Source organism: Streptomyces katrae (assembly GCF_000966975.1).
Lineage (GTDB): Bacteria > Actinomycetota > Actinomycetes > Streptomycetales > Streptomycetaceae > Streptomyces > Streptomyces katrae.
The window spans coordinates 1-17,055 of sequence record NZ_JZWV01000341.1; the positions used below are offsets into that span (position 1 = coordinate 1).

Genomic DNA, 17,055 nt, shown 5'->3' on the forward strand with positions numbered 1-17,055 from the left:
GCACCCAGAACGCCAGCGGGTCGGCGATCACCGCCTCCCGCAGCTGCGCCAGCTCGGCGGTGATCTCCTCCAGGTCGTCCCCCGACGGGTGCTCACCCGGCCGGACCCCCACCGAACGCGCCAGCGCACGCGTCCGGTGCAGCTCGGCGGCGAGCAGGTCGATCCGTGCGGGCAGCGCCGACCACACGGCGTCGGCGGCGACCACCACGTCCAGCGAGGCCGCGTACAGCTCGTTCATCCGGGCCACCAGCTCGGCCAGTGAGAACCGCTCCGCCAGCGCGGCTCCCTCCACCCCGGCCCCCGCGATCGTCACGCCCGGCCCGCGCAGCCGCTCCGTCAGCTCCGCCAGGTCCTCACGGCTCGGCCAGCGGCGCCGCTCGCGGATCTCCCGGGCGGCGGCCAGCGCCCCGCTGTAGGCGTCGAAGTACGTCCACAGCCGGGTCACGGCCGCGTCGGCGGCGGCCCAGCGCTCCTTGGTGACCCCGCTCAGCGCGGCGCCCTCCAGCAGCCGGCGTCCGGCATGGTCCTGCAGCGCCAGCAGCGAGGTCTCCACGGCCTCGTGCTCGGCGCCGAGGCGTGCCAGCGCACGGTCGACGTCGTCCCGGTCCATCAGCCCCGTCTGGCTCACGTACGGCTCCGATCCTGCCCCGCGAGCGGGCGGTACCCCCACCACCGGCCTCAGCCCTCCCGGTACTTGGGCGCGGGCGGCACCGCGGCCTTCGGCAGCACGTCCTCGAAGTGCTTGCGGTAAGAGGTCGCCCACGGGCTCTGGTCACCACCCGCGCGGTAGTTCTCCAGCACCTTGTTGACCCGGCGCACCAGGTCCGAGGCGCCCTTGTTCATCGCCACACCGTAGAACTCGCGGGTGAACGGCGCGCCGACCAGCTGCACCGACGGGTCCTGCGCCGCCTGTCCGGCGGCCAGCGCGTTGTCGGTGATGATCCCGTCGACCTCGCCGAGCTGGAGCCGCACCAGGCAGTCCAGCTGGTTCGGCACCGAGACCGGCACCGCGCCGTAGCCCTGGGACTTCAGGGCCGCCTCCGCCGTGGATCCGGCGGCCGTGCAGATCCGGCGGCCCTTCAGCGAGGCGTCGTACCCGGTGATCGGGGAACCCTTGGGCGCCAGGACCTGCTGGCCCGCCTCGAAGTAGGCGGTGGAGAACGCCACGTCCTCCAGCCGCTTGCAGTTGATCGTCATGGTCCGCACGACGATGTCGACCCGGCCCTCCTGGAGCGCCGGGATGCGCTGGCTGGTGGGGATGGCCCGGTAGATGACCGCCTCCTCGTTGCCCAGGATGTCCTTGGCTATGGCCTTCACGAGGTCGATGTCGAAGCCGTCGAGGTGCCCGTCGGGATTGCGGTAGCCCCACTTGAAGCTGTTCTGGTCCACGCCCGCGACCAGCTTGCCCGCCTTGCGGATCCGCTCGATCGTCGGCCCGTCCAGCGCGGACGGCCGCAGGCTGGCCTCCGGGTCCTGGCAGGTGTCGGTGAGGGTGAACGGGGCCGCGTCCACCGACGCGGGGTCACTCACCACCGCGGGGTGGTGCCCGGTGCCCGGCGAGGAGTGCGCCAGCGGCAGCAGCACCGCCGCGGCCGTCATCGCGCAGGCGGCGGCCATCGCGCTCACCCCGCCCCAGCCGCGCAGCCGCCCGGCCGCACGCCGCAGCCGGTCGGCCCGCTCCGCCCGTGTCCGCCGTATCCGCATCGCACTCACCTGTACTCCGAAAGCCTGCGACCGATACCGAGGAGGGCCGCGCCCGCGCCGACGACCGCCAGCACCGCCGCACCCGTCACCAGCCCGCCCAGCGCGCCGAGCCCGCCCCGGGCGGCCAGGGTGAACTGCTTCTGCTCATGGGCGACGGCCTGCTCCAGGGAGGCGTCCACCGTGTCGAACGAGGCCCCGCTGCTGTCCTTCTGCCCCTTGCCCCCGATCACCTGGGGCAGGGCGAGCTCGTAGTCGCCCCTCACGTCGGACTCCCGCGCCGCCGCGTGCCGCTGCTTCCACTGCGCCACACCCGCGACGGCCTTCGCCACCGGATCCCGGCCGCTCGCGTCGTCGGCCAGCTCCAGCGCCCGCGCCAGCCCCGCGTCGAGCTGCTTCATGTTCTTCGCGTAGTCCACGTCGTACTTGTCGGACTTCTTGTCCTCGGCCAGTACGGCACCCCGCGCGATCAGCGTCAGGTTCTCGTTGGCCCGCGCCTGGAGCGAGGCGATCCGGGCGTCGTTGAGCACCTTCAGCGACTCCTGCCCGTCCGCCCGCGCCTCGCCCAGCCCCGACCGGGCCACCGTCTGCCCCACCGTCAGCCACAGCAGCACCACGGCGGTCGCCGCCGTCGCCGCCAGCAGGCCGTGGTTGAAGACCCGGTGCGTGAGCAGGTAGTTGCGCCGCTGCGCCCACACCAGGGCGGCGAGCGCCAGTACCCCCGCGCCCGTCGCGGCCAGCGGCCAGCCACGGGCCTCGTCGTAGTCCGTGTACAGCCGCCCCGTCTCCGCCTCGTACAGCCGCTGGGCGGCCGGCAGCAGCACCGTGCTCATCTGCTCGTTGGCGTAGCGCAGGTACGCGCCGCCCAGCGGCAGGCCCTGCCGGTTGTTCGCGCGGGCCTGCTCGATCAGGCCGGTGTAGCGGGGCAGCTGCTCGCCGAGCAGTGCTATCTCCTTGCGGGACTCCCCGCCCGCCCCGGTGTTCGCCGCCGCGCTCACCAGCAGCCGGGAGGCGTTCGCCATGTCCTTCTCGTAGCGCTGGCGGACCTCGCGCGGCTCCTGCGCGCCCGCCAGGAACCCGCTGGAGGAGGCCGTGTCGGCGTCCGCCAGGGAACGGTAGATGCTCGCCGCGTCCGCGCTCAGCGGCTGGCTGCGGCCCACGACGTCCTCCGCGGCCGTCACCCGGCCCGAGATCTCCCAGACCGCCACCACGCCGAACAGCAGCACCAGCGCCGCCAGTACCGCGCCGATGATCCGCAGCCGGCCCGGCTCGGTCGTCGCCGCCGCGCGCAGCCGCTCCACGCCCTCGGCCCAGGCCGTACCCCGCCCGGCCGCCGGCCCGGCGGGTGCCCCGGAGGCACCGCCCCCGGGCGCGGACGGGCGTGTCGTGATGGCCACCCTGACCTCCCCCTCGGTCCCTCTGCTCCGCAGCAGTATGGCCGTAGTGGCGCCGGACCACAGCACCCGGTGCTCGATCTTGGACGATCCCCTCCCCGGACCGCCCCGATCACCCTCCCCCCGGCATCCCCACCGCCCCTTCACCGTCAATACGCCCGGCCCGCCCCCACGGTTCCGCCCGGCCCGCTCCCCGGCGCAGGTTCAGCCGAATTGGTTACGGAGCCTGCCGTGCGCCCCGGCCGGCGCCCCCAGGGCGTCCAGGCCGAGCAGGGCCGCGCCCAGCACCGGCGGGGCCGTGACCACCGAGAGGCGGGCGCGCGGGGCCCGGGCGGACAGCAGCTCCCCGATCCGGCCGTTGAGCTGCGGATGCCCGGCCGCGAGGACCCCGCCGCCCAGCAGCACCGGCACCTCCTCCGCCAGCAGCCCCAGCCGCTCCAACGCCACCGAGGCCAGCGCCACCACCTCCTCGGCCTGCCGCTCCACGATCGCCGAGGCCACCGCGTCGCCCTCCGCGGCCACCGCGAACAGCACCGGCACCAGCTCGTGCAGCCGCCCCCGCGGGATCCCGCCCAGGTGCACCGCCTCGATCAGCCCGGCCATCGCCCCCAGCCCGAAGTGCCCCGGCAGGGCCTTCGCCAGCCCGGTGGGCCCGCCGCGCCCGTCCTCGGCCCGCGCCGCCCACCACACGGCCTCCTCCGCCAGGCCGCCCCCGCCGCCCCAGTCCCCGGAGATCCGCCCCAGCGCCGGGAAGCGGGCGGTGCGCCCGTCGGGCAGCATGCCCACGCAGTTGATGCCCGCCCCGCACACCACGGCGACCCCCCGCGGCCGGTCCACCCCGGCCCGCAGGACCGCGAAGGTGTCATTGCGGACCTCGACCGCCTCCGCCCAGCCGCGCGCGGCGATCGCGTCCGCCAGCTGCCGCTCCTCCACCGGCAGGTCGGCGTTGGCCAGGCAGGCCGAGACCCGGAAGGCGTACGGCGGCCCGGCCAGCCCGGCGGCGCGGGCGGCCGCCGCGACGGCCTCACCGAGGACGTCGACAGCCGCCCCGACCCCCGTCCGGGGCGGCTGGAAACCTCCGGAGCGGCCGGTTCCGAGGACGGTGCCGTCGGCGCCGACCAGAACCGCGTCCGTCTTGCTGTTCCCCGCGTCCAGGGCGAGCACCGCCGCGGGGGAGGGGCGGCTCACGCCCATGGCAGGTACTCCTTGTTGTGCGCGAGCAGCCGGTCGGTCAGCGCCTCCGCCAGGTCGAACTGCCCGACCAGCGGGTGCGCGAGGAGCGCCCGGGCGACCCGCTCGCGCCCGCCGCGCAGCGCGGCGTCCAGCGCGAGGTCCTCGTACGCCGTCACGTGCGCGAGGAGTCCCGTGTACACGGGGTCCGGGCGGGGGACGGCCAGCGGGACCGGGCCGGAGCCGTCGACGGCGGCCTGGACCTCGATGACCGCGTCCTCCGGGAGGAAGGGCAGGGTGGAGCCGTTGCGGGTGTTGACCACCTGGACGGCCGGGCCGCCGCCGCCCAGCAGGGCCGCCGCGAGGTCGACGGCCGCCTCCGAGTAGAAGGCCCCGCCCCGTTTGGCCAGCAGCGCGGGCTTCTCGTCGAGCGCGGGGTCCGCGTACAGGGCGAGCAGTTCCCGTTCCATCGCGGCGACCTCGGCGGCCCGCGAGGGCTTCTCGCCGAGCTCCCGGACCACCTCGTCGTGGGAGTAGAAGTAGCGCAGGTAGTACGAGGGGACCACGCCGAGCCGGTCCAGCACCGCGCGCGGCAGGCGCAGGTCCGCGGCGATCGCCTCCCCGTGCTCCGCCAGCAGCCGGGGCAGCACGTCCGCGCCGCCGGGCCCGCCGAGCCGGACGCCGAACTCCCAGGTCAGGTGGTTGAGGCCGACGTGGTCGAGGTGGACCTCGGCGGGCTGCGCGCCCAGCAGCGCGGCGAACTTCCGCTGCAGGCCGATGGCGACGTTGCACAGCCCGACCGCCCGGTGCCCGGCCTGGAGCAGGGCCCGGGTGACGATCCCGACGGGGTTGGTGAAGTCGATGATCCAGGCTCCGGGGGCGGCCCGACGCACCCGTTCGGCGATGTCCAGGACCACCGGGACGGTGCGCAGGGCCTTGGCCAGTCCGCCCGCGCCGGTGGTCTCCTGGCCGACGCAGCCGCACTCCAGCGGCCAGGTCTCGTCCTGGAGCCGGGCCGCCTGTCCGCCGATCCGCAGCTGGAGCAGTACGGCGTCCGCCCCGGCGACGCCCGCGTCCAGGTCGGCGGTGGTGGTGATCCGGCCGGGGTGCCCCTGCCGGGCGAAGATCCGCCGGGCCAGGCCGCCGACCAGCTCCAGCCGTTCGGCGGCGGGGTCGATGAGGACGAGTTCGGTGACGGGCAGGGTGTCGCGCAGCCGCGCGAACCCGTCGACCAGTTCGGGGGTGTAGGTGGAACCGCCGCCCACCACTGCGAGTTTCATCGGACTCAGCCTTTCACTCCGGTCAGGGTGACTCCCTCGACGAACGCCTTCTGGGCGAGGAAGAAGAGGAGGATCACCGGGGCCATGACGAGCACGGTCGCCGCCATGGTGAGGTTCCAGTTGGTGTGGTGCGCGCCCTTGAAGGACTCCAGCCCGTAGCTGAGGGTCCAGGCGGCGGGGTTGTCGGAGGCGTAGATCTGCGGGCCGAAGTAGTCGTTCCACGCGGCGAAGAACTGGAACAGGGCGACGGCCGCGATGCCGGGTCTCGCCATCGGCAGGACCACGCGCAGCAGGGTGCGCAGCTCGCCGCAGCCGTCGACGCGGGCCGCGTCCAGGTACTCGTCGGGGATGGTCAGCAGGAACTGGCGCAGCAGGAAGACGGAGAACGCGTCGCCGAAGGCCATCGGGACGATCAGCGGCCACAGGGTGCCCGACAGGTCGAGCTCCCTCGCCCAGAAGAGGTACATGGGGATGACCACGACCTGCGGCGGCAGCATCATCATGGCGATCACGAGCAGCAGCGCGAGCCGTCGGCCGCGGAAGCGGAACTTGGCGAGGGCGTAGGCGACGGGTACCGAGGACACGACGGTCAGCAGGGTGCCCAGGCCCGCGTAGAGGAGGGTGTTGCGCCACCAGGTGAGGAATCCGGGGGTGTGCCAGACCGCGGCGTAGTTGCCCCATTCCCAGGTCCGCGGCCACAGGTCGCGGGTGAGGGCCTGCTGGTCGGCCATCAGGGAGGTGAGCAGGAGGAAGACGAAGGGGAGGACGAAGAACAGGGCGGCGGCCACGGCCAGGGCGTGCACGCCGATCCAGTGCAGGAGGGCCCGTCGGCCGGCCCGTCCGCCCGTGCGTCTCGTGCGTCTCGTGCGTCTCGTGCGTCCGGTCACGCGTCCGCTCCCGTCAGTCCGCCGCGGCGGCGCATCAGCAGCGCGGTGAAGGCCATGGACAGGGCGAACAGGACGAGCGCGAGCACACAGGCGGCGCCGTAGTCGAAGCGCTGGAAGCCGAGGTTGTAGACCAGCTGGGGGAGGGTCAGCGTGGACTTGTCGGGGTAGCCGGGCTCGAACTGCTGCCCGGAGCCGCCGATCACCCCGGCGGCGGCCTTCCCGGCGACGAGCGGCTGGGTGTAGTACTGCATGGCCTGGATGACCCCGGTGACCACGGCGAACAGGATGATCGGGGAGATGTTCGGCAGGGTGATGTGCCGGAAGCGGGCCCAGGGGCCGGCCCCGTCGAGCTCGGCGGCCTCGTACTGCTCCTTCGGTACGTCGAGCAGTGCCGCCATGAAGATCACCATCAGGTCGCCGACCCCCCACAGGGCGAGCGCGGTCAGCGCGGGCTTGGACCAGCCGGGGTCGGTGAACCAGCCGGGCGCGGGCAGTCCCGTCCCGTCGAGGAGGGTGTCGACGGGGCCGGTGCCGGGGTTGAGGAGGAAGACGAAGGCGAGGGTCGCGGCCACCGGCGGGGCCAGGTACGGCAGGTAGAACAGGGTGCGGAAGAGCCCGGCCCCGGTCTTGACCCTGGTGACGAGCAGGCCGACGCCGAGGCCGAAGACGACCCGGCAGGACACCATGACGACGACCAGCCACAGGGTGTTGCGCAGGGCCGGCCAGAAGAGCGGGTAGTCGGTGAAGACGTAGCTCCAGTTGGCCGTGCCGTTGAAGGCGGGCGGCCGGAAGCCGTCGTAGCGGGTGAAGGAGAAGTAGGCCGTGGACAGCAGCGGATAGGCGAAGAAGACGGCGAAGCCGATCAGCCAGGGCGACAGGAACGCGGCGGTCCGCAGGGCGGCCCGGCGGCGCTTGGCCAGGAGGGCGGGCGGGACCATCGGACTACTCGGCCTTGGCGATGTCGGTGTCGATCTGCCGGGCGGTGGCGGCGAGCCCGGCCTGGAGGTCGGGTACCTCGCCCTTCTCGGTGCGGTAGGCGAAGTCCTGGAACGTCAGCTGGTAGGTGCCGCCGTCCGCGCGGGCGGGGGTGGTGCCGGACTTGGGGTGCCGGGCGATGTCGAGGAAGGTCCTGAACTCCGGCGTCACCTTCAGCTGCGGGGATTCCAGCGCCGCGAAGGTCGAGGGCACGTTGTGGATGGCGTTGGCGAAGGAGACCACCGCCTCGGTGTCGGTGGTCATGTACCGCACGAGTTCCCAGGCGGCGTTCTGTTTGCGGCTCGCCGCCGATATCCCCATGACGGTGCCGGAGAGGTACCCCTTGCCGTAGTCGGCGGCCTGCTCGTCGGGCACGGGCAGCGGCGCGGTGCCGATCTCGAAGCCGACTCCGGCCTCCCTGGCCATCTCGGGCCGCCATTCGCCGTCGATCTGCATGGCGACCAGCCCCTTGTGGAAGGGGTGTTCGGCGCTCCACTCGTCACCGAACCCGGCCCGGAAGCGTTCCAGCCGCTCGTACCCGCCGAGCTGGTCCACCAGGTCCTTCTGGGCGGTCAGCATCTTCGCGAAGGCCGGGTCCTCGGCCAGGGCGGAGCTGCCGTCGGCGGCGAAGTAGGAGGGGCTCCACTGGGCGGCCAGGCGCATGGGGGTGGTCTCGTAGCCGTGGAAGGTGGGCATCACGCCGAGCTGTTCGTACGAGTCCCCGCGCGGCTTGGTCAGTTTCCGGGCGTCCTCGGTGAACTGGCTCCAGGTGCGGGGCGGTTCGGTGATCCCGGCGGCGGCGAAGGCGGTCTTGTTGTAGACGAGCCCGTAGGCGTCGCTCAGCAGGGGGAGCGTGCACTGGTCGCCCTTGAACTGCGTGTACTCCAGCAGGGTCGGCGGGAAGACCTTGGCCTTGTCGATCCCGGACTTCTTCAGGAACGGGTTCAGGTCGGCGAAGGCGCCGGAGTGGCAGAACTTGCCGACGCTGTCGGTGCTGAAGGAGGAGACCACGTCGGGGGCTTTGCCGCCGCCCGCGCGCAGGGCCTGGTTGATCTTGTCGTCGGTCATGTTGCCGGTGACGTCGACCTTGATGTTGGGGTGCGCCTTCTCGAAGCGGGCGATGTTCTCCTCGATCGCCTTGACCTCGCCGGGCGCGGACCAGCCGTGCCAGAAGGTGAGGGTGGTGTCGGCCTTCGGGTCGTCGGAGGCGGTGGCGGCGCCCTGGCCGGTGCAGGCGGTGGCCAGCAGGACCAGGGCGGACAGGGCGGCCAGGGCGGTGGCCGCGGTGGCGGGGCGTCCGGCTGTGGGCATGGCGGGGCTCGCTCTCTGGGGGAGGAACTTCCGGTGCGGGGATGCCAGTCGGGGGTGGGGCGGGGGGAGTCAGCGGGAGGTGTCGAAGACTTCCTCGCGGGTGGCGGCCAGCGCGCTCTCCAGGGCGCCGCGCAGGACGGGCCGTTCGCGGACCTCGCCGGGGACCAGCCGGGGCCGGGAGGGGGCCAGCTCGCCGAGCTCCGCCTCCAGCAGGCCGCGCAGCGGGTCGCCGCCCGCGGCGATCGCCTCCCCGGCCAGGACCACGATCTCCGGGTCCAGTACGGAGACCAGCGAGGCCAGACCGGTCGCGAGGGCGGTGGCGTACGAGCGGAGGAAGTCCAGCCGCGCTCCCTCGGGTGCGGCGGCGGCCCGCCGCAGCAGGGCCACGGCGGCGGGCACCTGGCCGTCGCGGGGCAGCCCGGAGGTGTCCACCCCGGCCTCGGCGGCGAGCGCGGGCAGCACCTGGACGCCGGCCAGCTCCTGGTAGCCGCCGGTGTTGGCGCGGGTGACCTGCCGGACCAGGGGGTGTCCGGGCACGGGCAGGAAGCCGACCTCGCCGGCGCCGCCGGTCCAGCCGCGGTGCAGCCGGCCGCCGAGCACCAGGGCGGCGCCGAGGCCCTCCTCGTTCCACAGCAGGACGAAGTCCTCGTGCCCGCGGGCCGCGCCGAGGCGCTGTTCGGCGACGGCGGCGAGGTTGACGTCGTTCTCGTACTCGACCGGTACGGGCAGGGCGGCGGCGAGCTCGTCGAGGAGGGTGGGGGAGTGCCAGCCGGGGAGGTGGCTGGCGTAGCGCAGCCGGCCCGAGCGGGGGTCGAAGGCGCCGGGGGTCGCGATGACCACGCGGTGCAGGTCGTCCAGGCCGAGGCCGGCGTCCGCGAGGGCTCCGGCCAGGGCGCCGGTGACCTGGCCGACGGCGTCGGCGCCCTCGGTGTAGGGGAGCTCGAAGCTGCCGGTGACGGCGCCGGTGAGGTCGGCGACGGCGGCGAGGACCCGGTCGGGGGAGGACCCGGTCGGGGTGACGTCGAGGCCGCCGACGTGGGCGGCGCGGCCGTTGACCGCGTACAGCTGGGCGTTCGGGCCGGGCCGGCCGCCGTCCGTTCCGGTGGCCACCACCAGTCCGGCGGCCTCCAGGCGGGCCAGCAGCTGGGAGGCTGTGGGCTTGGAGAGGCCGGTGAGCTGTCCGATCCGGGTCCGGGAGAGGGGGCCGTGCGTCAGCAGCAGCTCCAGGGCGGCGCGGTCGTTCATGGCGCGCAGCAGGCTGGGCGTTCCGGGCGTGGCGGCGGGCATGACGGGGCTCTCCCTCACCGAAGCGAACTGTTAGGTAAGTTTCCTATTCGCCTCTGGAGCCTGTCAATGAAACCGCCCCGCCGGAAGACCGGCGGGGCGGGGGCTCGGGGGCCGTGCGGTCACTTGGTGACCGGGGGCGCGGCCGGCGGCGGGATCGGGGTCGTGGCCAGCGACTGCGGCGAGGCGGGGTTGGCCAGCACCGACGGCGCGGCGACCGAGGCCGCCGGGTCGGCCGGCGCCTCCTCGTCGTCGGCGGCCTGCAGACCGCCGACGATCCGGATGCCCGCGGCGTCGAACGCCTCCTTGATCCGCCAGCGCAGCTCGCGCTCCACGGCGAACTGCTGACCCGGCATCGTCTTCGCCGAGACCTTCACGGTCATCGAGGCCAGCAGCACCTCGTCCAGGCCCAGCACCTCCACCGGGCCCCACAGGCGCTCGTCCCACGGGGACTCCTTGGCGAAGGCGTCGGCCACCTCCTGGAGGACCTCGCGCAGCCGCGCGAGGTTCTCGGTCGGCTTGACCTGCACGGCCACGCCCGCGGTCGCCCAGCCCTGGCTGAGGTTGCCGATCCGCTTGATCTCGCCGTTGCGGACGTACCAGATCTCACCGTTGTCGCCGCGCAGCTTGGTCACGCGCAGACCGACCTCGATCACCTCGCCGGAGGCCACACCCGCGTCGATCTTGTCGCCGACGCCGTACTGGTCCTCCATGATCATGAACACGCCGGACAGGAAGTCCGTCACCAGGTTGCGGGCACCGAAACCGATCGCCACACCCGCCACACCGGCACTCGCCAGCAGCGGGGCCAGATCGATCTTCAGCGCGGCCAGCACCATCAGCGCTGCCGTACCGAGGATCAGGAACGAGGCCACCGAGCGCAGCACCGAACCGATGGCCTCGGAACGCTGGCGCCGCCGCTCCGCATTGACCAGCAGCCCGCCGAGCGCGGTGCCCTCGACGGCCTCCGCACTGGTGTTCATCCGGCTTATCAGCTTGGTCAGCGCCTTGCGGACGACCGAGCGGAGCGCGGCCGCGATCACGATGATCAGCAGGATCCGCAGCCCGATGCTCAGCCAGGTGGCCCAGTTCTCCTCGATGAAGCTCGCGGCGTTGGTCACGCTTTCGGCGGCGTCGTCGGTGGCGGTCGCTGCCAACGGGAGCAGGGTGGCGGGCGAGGGCACGGGGGAACCTCCAGGCATAGCGGCCTGCCCGCGGAAACGGAACGGGGTGTACGGGCAGGTCTTCCACACTAACGGGGCACGGGCCCGACCTCGTTGCAGTGTTCGAGGGAGAGACCGCCCTCACCTGGGGATGAAGGAAGTGTGGTTGAAAACACCTCGGGCCCGTTACCGGCGCGTGGTGGCGTTTCGACCAGCCGTAAGGGGAGACTGGAGAACAGATCGTCCCGGCGCGAGCCACGCGCCGCCGGCGTACAAGGAGGCAGTCCGTGCCGCACGTCCTGGTCCTCAACGCGTCGTACGAGCCCCTCGGCGTCGTACCGCTCCGCCGCGCGCTCGTCCTCGTCCTGGAGAACAAGGCCATCTCCCTCGAGGAATCCGGCGCCTTCCTGCACAGCGCGACACAGGCCGTCCCCGCTCCCAGCGTGGTCCGGCTCAAGCGCTTCGTGCGGGTCCCCTACCGGGGGCCCGTTCCACTCACCCGCCGCGCGCTGTTCGCCCGCGACGGCGGCCGCTGCATGTACTGCGGGGCCGTCGCGACGAGCGTGGACCACGTCATCCCGCGCAGCCGGGGCGGCCAGCACGTCTGGGACAACGTGGTCGCGGCCTGCCGGCGCTGCAACCACGTCAAGGCGGACCGCCACCTGCTGGAACTGGGCTGGCGGCTCAGGCACCAGCCGGCTCCGCCGTCGGGGCTGGCCTGGCGGATCATCGGCACGGGGCACCGGGACCCGCGGTGGATGCCGTACCTCCAGCCGTACGGGGCGGACGACGCGCTGGAGCGCATCGGGGTGGGGGTGACCGCCGCCGCCGCGTCCTGACGGACCGCCGCGCGGGGCGGACCTCGCCCCGCGCAGCGGCGCCGGACGGCTACTGCACCGCGAACGCCGTCGCGGACCACAGGCTGCACCCGTAGCGCGTGGCGCGCCGGTCGCAGGTGACGCGGAGGAACCGGGTGTCCGCCGCCGCGTCCAGGCGGACGGTGTCCGTACCGCCCCGGGAGGAGACGGCGGCGGCCGGCCGCCAGGTGACCCCGTCCGCCGAGGTCTCCACCCGGTACGCCGACGCGTACGCCTCCTGCCAGTGCAGGCTCAGCAGCCCCACCCGCGCCGGAGCCGCCAGCTCCGCCTGCCACCACGCCCCGTCCACCGGCTTCGAGGACCACCGCGTCGCCTCCGAGCCGTCCACCGCCGCCGACGCCGGGAACCGGGGGGACTCGTCCCCCGAGGAGGTGACCTTCGCCGTCCGCAGCAGGTCCGGCCCGCCGGTGCGCGGTACCGCCCGGATCGTGAGCGTGCGCACCTGGCCGTCGAAGGCGAGGGGGATCGCGTACGTCCCGGCCGGGGTGGACGCCGGGAGGCGGACCTCCACCGGCAGGGAGAGCCGGCCCCCGCGCGGCAGCGTGACCGCGCCCGGGAGACGGACCTCGATGCCCGCCGGCGCGGGCCCCGACAGCGCCAGCGCGCCCTTGACCTCCCCCGGCCGCACCGCCGACAGCTCCGCGGTCACCGTCCGCGCGGCCCCGCCGATCTCCACGTCCACCCGGCCCTCACCGGCCAGTTCGAACCCCGCCTGCGGGTCGTCCGCGAACCACGGCACCACCTGGTGGACCACCGGGGCCTCACCGGGCCACGACAGCCGCACCGCGTCCGCCCGTACACCGCCCGCGTCGGCCTGGGTCCACCCGGACCCGGCCGCCTCCGCGAGCCGCCGCCAGCCCTCGCCCGGTACGTGCACCTCCACCGCCGCACCCCGCGACCCCGGTGCCAGCGGTTCCGTCATCGCCGTGACCGCCGCCAGCGGCCGGGGCTCCTCCAGCCACACGGTCCACGCACCCGGCTCCTGCCGCACCGTCCCGGCCGGCCGGGACGCACCGGTCCAGGCGTCCGACTCCTCCGCCGCCCTCGCCAGGAACGGGTCGAGCACCGAGGCGTCCACCCGCACCCCGTCCCGCTCCGCCAGCGCGCTCCGCGCCGCCGCCAGGTCCCGCGAGGCCTGCCAGGCGCCCGCCCCGTCACCCCGGGCCTCCGCGCGCAGCAGGTCCACCGCCAGCTCGCCCGCCGCCCCGTACCGCGAGAGCCGCTCCAGCCAGGGCCCCGCCTCCCCGGAGAGGCCGGGCAGCCGCCCCGGCGCCTCCCGCAGCACGGTGAACGCCGCCCGGAGCTTGTCTCCCGCGGCCTTGTCACCGGCCGCGCGGGCCCGCCAGAACTCCTCCACCAGCGGCTTCAGGTACGCCGACTCCTCCAGCTTCAGCCCCGAGGAGGCCGTGTTCCCGGCCAGCGCGGCCAGCGCCGCCCGGGTCCGCTGGTCGGGGCCCGACAGGTCGCGCACGGCCGCCGCCCAGGACTCCCCGGGCCGGTACCCGGTCGCGTTCCAGGCGTAGTCCGCGGCCGTGAACAGCGGGATCCGCGACAGGGTGCCCTGCGGCATCGCGTTGGCGAGCACCGCCGCGGAACCGCTCGCCACCGCCGGATCGCGCCCGGCGTACGGGCCGAGGAAGATGCGGTCCGGGTCCCAGTCGTTGACCGGGTAGTTGTCCATCGTGACCAGCGGGTGCCCGAGCGCGGCCCGCGCCCCGGCCAGCTCCTTGCCGGTGATGGTGCGCGGCACCACGCCCACGCCCGTCCAGGCCACCTCCACCCGCCCGTCCAGGGCCTGGGCCAGGGCCGTCCGGTAGGCGGTGGCGCCCTCCTGGAAGTACTCGGTGGGCAGCAGCGACAGCGGGGCCGCCCCCGGGTGCCGCTCCGCCAGGTGTGCCGCGAGCTCGCCCGCGACCTCCGCGTGCGCCTTCGCGGCCGCCGCCGGCCCCGTCCCGTACCGCACCCGGTCGGCCCGGCAGCCCCACTCGGCGTAACTGACGTCCTGGAACTGCAGCTGGAACGCCCGGAAACCGAGGTCCCACATGGCGTCGGCCTTGCGCAGCAGCGCCGCCCGGTCGTCCGCCGACGCCAGGCACATGGACTGCCCCGGGGACACCGCCCAGCCCAGCGTCACGTGGTTGGCGCGGGCCCGTTCGGCCAGCGCCCGGAACTCCTCGCGGGCCGCCGCCGGGTACTCCTCGCGCCAGGCCGTCGTCCGGTACGGGTCGTCACCGGGCGCCAGCAGCAGCCGGTTCTGCTTGGTGCGGCCCAGGAAGTCCAGCTGGGCGAGCCGCTGCTCACGGCTCCAGGGCTGCCCGTAGAACCCCTCGGTGACCCCGCGCACCCGTGCGGTGGGCCAGTCCCGCACCAGCATCCCGGGCACCTTCCCGCCCCCGGCCGCCAGCAGCTGACGCAGCGTCTGCGCGGCGTGGAACAGCCCGTCCCCGCCCACCCCGGCCAGCGCCACCGTGTCCCGGCCGCCCGTCCTGCCCACCGCCAGCCGGTAGCCGCCCTCGGGCAGGTCCCCGGCCGGGGCCGCGCCGAGCGCCAGCAGCGCCGCCTGCGCGTCCGCCCCCTGGAGCCGTACGACGAGGGCCCCTTCGGGCAGTACCGCCCCCGGCGGCCGGTCGTGCAGGGTCCGTACGCCGGCCGCGCGCAGGGCGGCGCGCACGACGTCCAGGGCGTACGGGTCCACCCCCTCCGGTGCCACCAGCACGGCCTCCGCCGCCACCGGCACCTCCCGGGCCGGGTCGGCGTGCGCCGACTGCGGCCGCGGCCACACCGCCGGCCCCTCGGAGGGGGTTCGCGGAACGTCCAAGGCCGGGTCGAGGAGCGGTCCCGGGCCGCCGGAGGCCACGGCGGCGGACCCGCTGTCGGAACGCGGCGCGGCCGGGGACTTGGGCGAGGCCGCCAGCATGCCCTCGGGGACGGAGGCGACCGCTCCGCCCAGCAGCGAGCCTATGACCGCGACCGCCGCGGCGGTGCTCCGCTTCCTGCCCCTGAGCTGCACGGAGCCTCCCCGTCCCGAGTCGTCCCCCGCCCGTACGAATGAGCCCGAGCCCACCACCCGTGCGGCCGGGGTGTCAATGCGCGTGGGGTGATCTGACCAAGATCGGCCAGGAATGCGGTGCCCCGGACTGGGTATGGCTGCGGTGTCCGGCGCAGGTGTTGCATGGGCGGATCCGCCGGACCGGCAGGGTCCGGAGCACCGGCCCGAAGCACGTACGAGGGAGCCCCCATGAAACCCCCCACCGCGCCGCCCGCCGCCGCCCGCAGCCGTGCCCCGCTCGCCCACCTGCCCGTGCAGGCGGGCCCCTCGGACGTGCCCCCGGGGGCCGCGTCGCCGTTGTCCGGGTGTGCGGACGCCCCGCTGACCAGTGAAACGCCGCTGCCCGGCTCGGCGTACGCCCCGCTGACCAGCGAGACCCCGCTCGTGCACGAGGCCCCGCTCACCAGCGAGGCGGTTTCGTAACCCTTCCACCCCGAGGATGCAGATGGACGACCTCGCCCGGCTCGCGGCCCACCACGGCGTCGCCTCCTCCTACCAGCCCGCCGAGGACGTCACCGTCCAGGTGCCCCCGGCCACGGTCCGCGCCGTGCTCGGCCTGATCGGCGTCCCCGCCGACACCCCCGAGGCCGTACGGCAGCTGGCCGACTCCGCCGAACGGGAGGCGGCCGGGCGGCTGCTGCCGCCGACCCTGGTCCAGTGGCGGGGCGAGCCCGCCCCCGCGGCCCTGACCGGACTGCCGCCCGGGACCCGGCTGCGGGTGACCCTGGAGGACGGGGCCGGGGAGGCCGCGTGGGACGCCCGCCTGCCCCTCGGGGTGCACCGGCTGACCGCCGAGACCCCCGACGGCCGCACCGCGGCGCCCGAGCGGGCCCACGGGCTGCTCGTCCAGCTGTACTCCCTGCTCTCGGAGCGCTCCTGGGGCATGGGCGACCTCGGCGACCTCGCGGAACTGGCCCGCTGGGCCGCCCGTACCCACGGCGCCGGGTTCATCCAGGTCAACCCGCTGCACGCCGCCGTCCCCGGCACCCCGACCGACCCCTCCCCCTACCGGCCGGCCTCCCGCCGCTTCCCGGACCCGGTGTACCTGCGCGTCGAGGACCTGCCCGAGTGGGAGGCCTGCCCGGACCGGGCGGCGCTGGCCGAACTGGCCCGGCGGGGCGGGGAGCTGCGCCGTGAGGTGCTGGAGAAGGGCGCCCTGATCGACCGGGACGCCGTATGGGCCCTCAAGCGGGCCGCCCTGGAACTGCTGTACTCCGTCCCGCGCACCCCCGCCCGCGAGGCCGCCTACCGGGCGTACCGTGCCGCCCAGGGCCAGGGGCTCGACCTGCACGCCGCCTGGTGCGCGGCCGCCGCCGGTGAGGACCCCGGGGCGCGGGCCGACTTCCACGCCTGGCTGGTCTGGCTGACGGACACCCAGCTGACCGCCGCCCAGCGGGCCGCCCGGGAGGCCGGGATGGAGGTCGGCATCGTCCACGACCTGGCCGTCGGCGTGCACCCGGAGGGCTCCGACGCCCGCTTCGGCCCCTTCCACGCCCGGCACGTCTCCGTCGGCGCCCCGCCGGACGCCTTCAACGCGCGCGGCCAGGACTGGGGGCTGCCGCCCTGGCGCCCCGACGCCCTGGAGGGTTCCGCGTACGCCCCCTTCCGGGCCCTGCTGCGCGGGGTGTTCCGGTACGCGGGCGCGGTCCGCGTCGACCACGTCATGGGCCTGTTCCGGCTCTGGTGGATCCCGCAGGGCACCCCGCCCGCCGAGGGCACGTACGTCTCCTACGACGGGGAGGCCATGCTCGCCGTCCTGGTCCTGGAGGCCCACCGGGCCGGCGCCGTGGTGGTCGGCGAGGACCTGGGCACGGTCGAGCCCCGGGTACGGGGGGCGCTGGCCCGCCGCGGGATCCTCGGCACCTCCGTCCTCTGGTTCGAGCGGGACTGGTCCGGCGACGGGCAGCCGCTGGCCCCCGGGGCCTGGCGGTCCGACTGCCTGGCCACCGTCACCACCCACGAC

Annotated in this window: 13 protein-coding genes and 1 pseudogene; 3 read left to right on the forward strand and 11 right to left on the reverse strand. The window is 74.8% G+C overall.

The annotated features are described in order from the left end of the window. The 10 genes and pseudogenes from VR44_RS13340 to VR44_RS13385 all read right to left on the reverse strand — a co-directional run. A pseudogene (locus VR44_RS13340) lies at positions 1-610 on the reverse strand (hypothetical protein); the annotation flags it as partial. A 68-nt stretch (positions 611-678) separates the two neighbouring features. Then, positions 679-1,704 carry a glutamate ABC transporter substrate-binding protein gene (locus VR44_RS13345; protein ID WP_045947684.1) on the reverse strand — a complete coding sequence of 342 codons (1,026 nt, stop codon included), beginning with the start codon at positions 1,702-1,704 and terminating at the stop codon, positions 679-681. 5 nt (positions 1,705-1,709) lie between these two features. Next, positions 1,710-3,098: a hypothetical protein gene (locus tag VR44_RS13350; protein ID WP_045947685.1), complete on the reverse strand. Its 1,389-nt coding sequence runs from the start codon at positions 3,096-3,098 to the stop codon at positions 1,710-1,712. A 201-nt stretch (positions 3,099-3,299) separates the two neighbouring features. Next, positions 3,300-4,289: an N-acetylglucosamine kinase gene (locus VR44_RS13355; protein WP_045947686.1), complete on the reverse strand. Its 990-nt coding sequence runs from the start codon at positions 4,287-4,289 to the stop codon at positions 3,300-3,302. Further along, positions 4,280-5,545, reverse strand: a complete 1,266-nt coding sequence (locus tag VR44_RS13360; protein ID WP_045947687.1) for a 6-phospho-beta-glucosidase — start codon at positions 5,543-5,545, stop codon at positions 4,280-4,282. The genes VR44_RS13355 and VR44_RS13360 overlap by 10 nt, the downstream gene beginning before the upstream one ends. 5 nt (positions 5,546-5,550) lie before the next feature. Next, complete coding sequence (locus VR44_RS13365) at positions 5,551-6,432, reverse strand: carbohydrate ABC transporter permease (protein WP_045947688.1); 882 nt, start codon at positions 6,430-6,432, stop codon at positions 5,551-5,553. Then, a complete protein-coding gene (locus VR44_RS13370) occupies positions 6,429-7,370 on the reverse strand; it encodes a carbohydrate ABC transporter permease (RefSeq protein WP_045947689.1) in 942 nt (313 codons plus the stop codon). The genes VR44_RS13365 and VR44_RS13370 overlap by 4 nt, the downstream gene beginning before the upstream one ends. Before the next feature lie 4 nt (positions 7,371-7,374). Continuing rightward, the gene (locus tag VR44_RS13375; protein ID WP_045947690.1) at positions 7,375-8,718 is read right to left on the reverse strand and encodes an ABC transporter substrate-binding protein; all 1,344 of its coding nucleotides are present in this window, start codon (positions 8,716-8,718) and stop codon (positions 7,375-7,377) included. 69 nt (positions 8,719-8,787) lie between these two features. Next, on the reverse strand, positions 8,788-10,005 hold the full coding sequence (locus VR44_RS13380) for an ROK family transcriptional regulator (protein WP_045947691.1): 1,218 nt from the start codon (positions 10,003-10,005) through the stop codon (positions 8,788-8,790). A gap of 119 nt (positions 10,006-10,124) precedes the next feature. Beyond that, positions 10,125-11,204 (reverse strand): mechanosensitive ion channel family protein, encoded by a 1,080-nt coding sequence (locus VR44_RS13385; protein ID WP_245691762.1) that lies wholly within the window; start codon positions 11,202-11,204, stop codon positions 10,125-10,127. Positions 11,205-11,452: 248 nt separating this feature from the next. Here VR44_RS13385 and VR44_RS13390 point away from each other — a divergent pair, with 248 nt between their 5' ends. Next, complete coding sequence (locus tag VR44_RS13390) at positions 11,453-12,004, forward strand: HNH endonuclease (protein WP_045947693.1); 552 nt, start codon at positions 11,453-11,455, stop codon at positions 12,002-12,004. Positions 12,005-12,053: 49 nt separating this feature from the next. Here VR44_RS13390 and VR44_RS13395 read toward each other — a convergent pair whose 3' ends face one another. Next, the gene (locus tag VR44_RS13395) at positions 12,054-15,053 is read right to left on the reverse strand and encodes a glycoside hydrolase family 84 protein (protein ID WP_045947694.1); all 3,000 of its coding nucleotides are present in this window, start codon (positions 15,051-15,053) and stop codon (positions 12,054-12,056) included. Between the two features lie 228 nt (positions 15,054-15,281). Between VR44_RS13395 and VR44_RS13400 the strand changes: the two genes are divergently transcribed. Both VR44_RS13400 and VR44_RS13405 read left to right on the forward strand, forming a co-directional pair. Continuing rightward, positions 15,282-15,515, forward strand: a complete 234-nt coding sequence (locus tag VR44_RS13400) for a hypothetical protein (RefSeq protein WP_045947695.1) — start codon at positions 15,282-15,284, stop codon at positions 15,513-15,515. A gap of 16 nt (positions 15,516-15,531) precedes the next feature. Further along, on the forward strand, positions 15,532-17,055 hold a 1,524-nt coding region (locus tag VR44_RS13405; protein ID WP_045947697.1), incomplete at its 3' end, for a 4-alpha-glucanotransferase.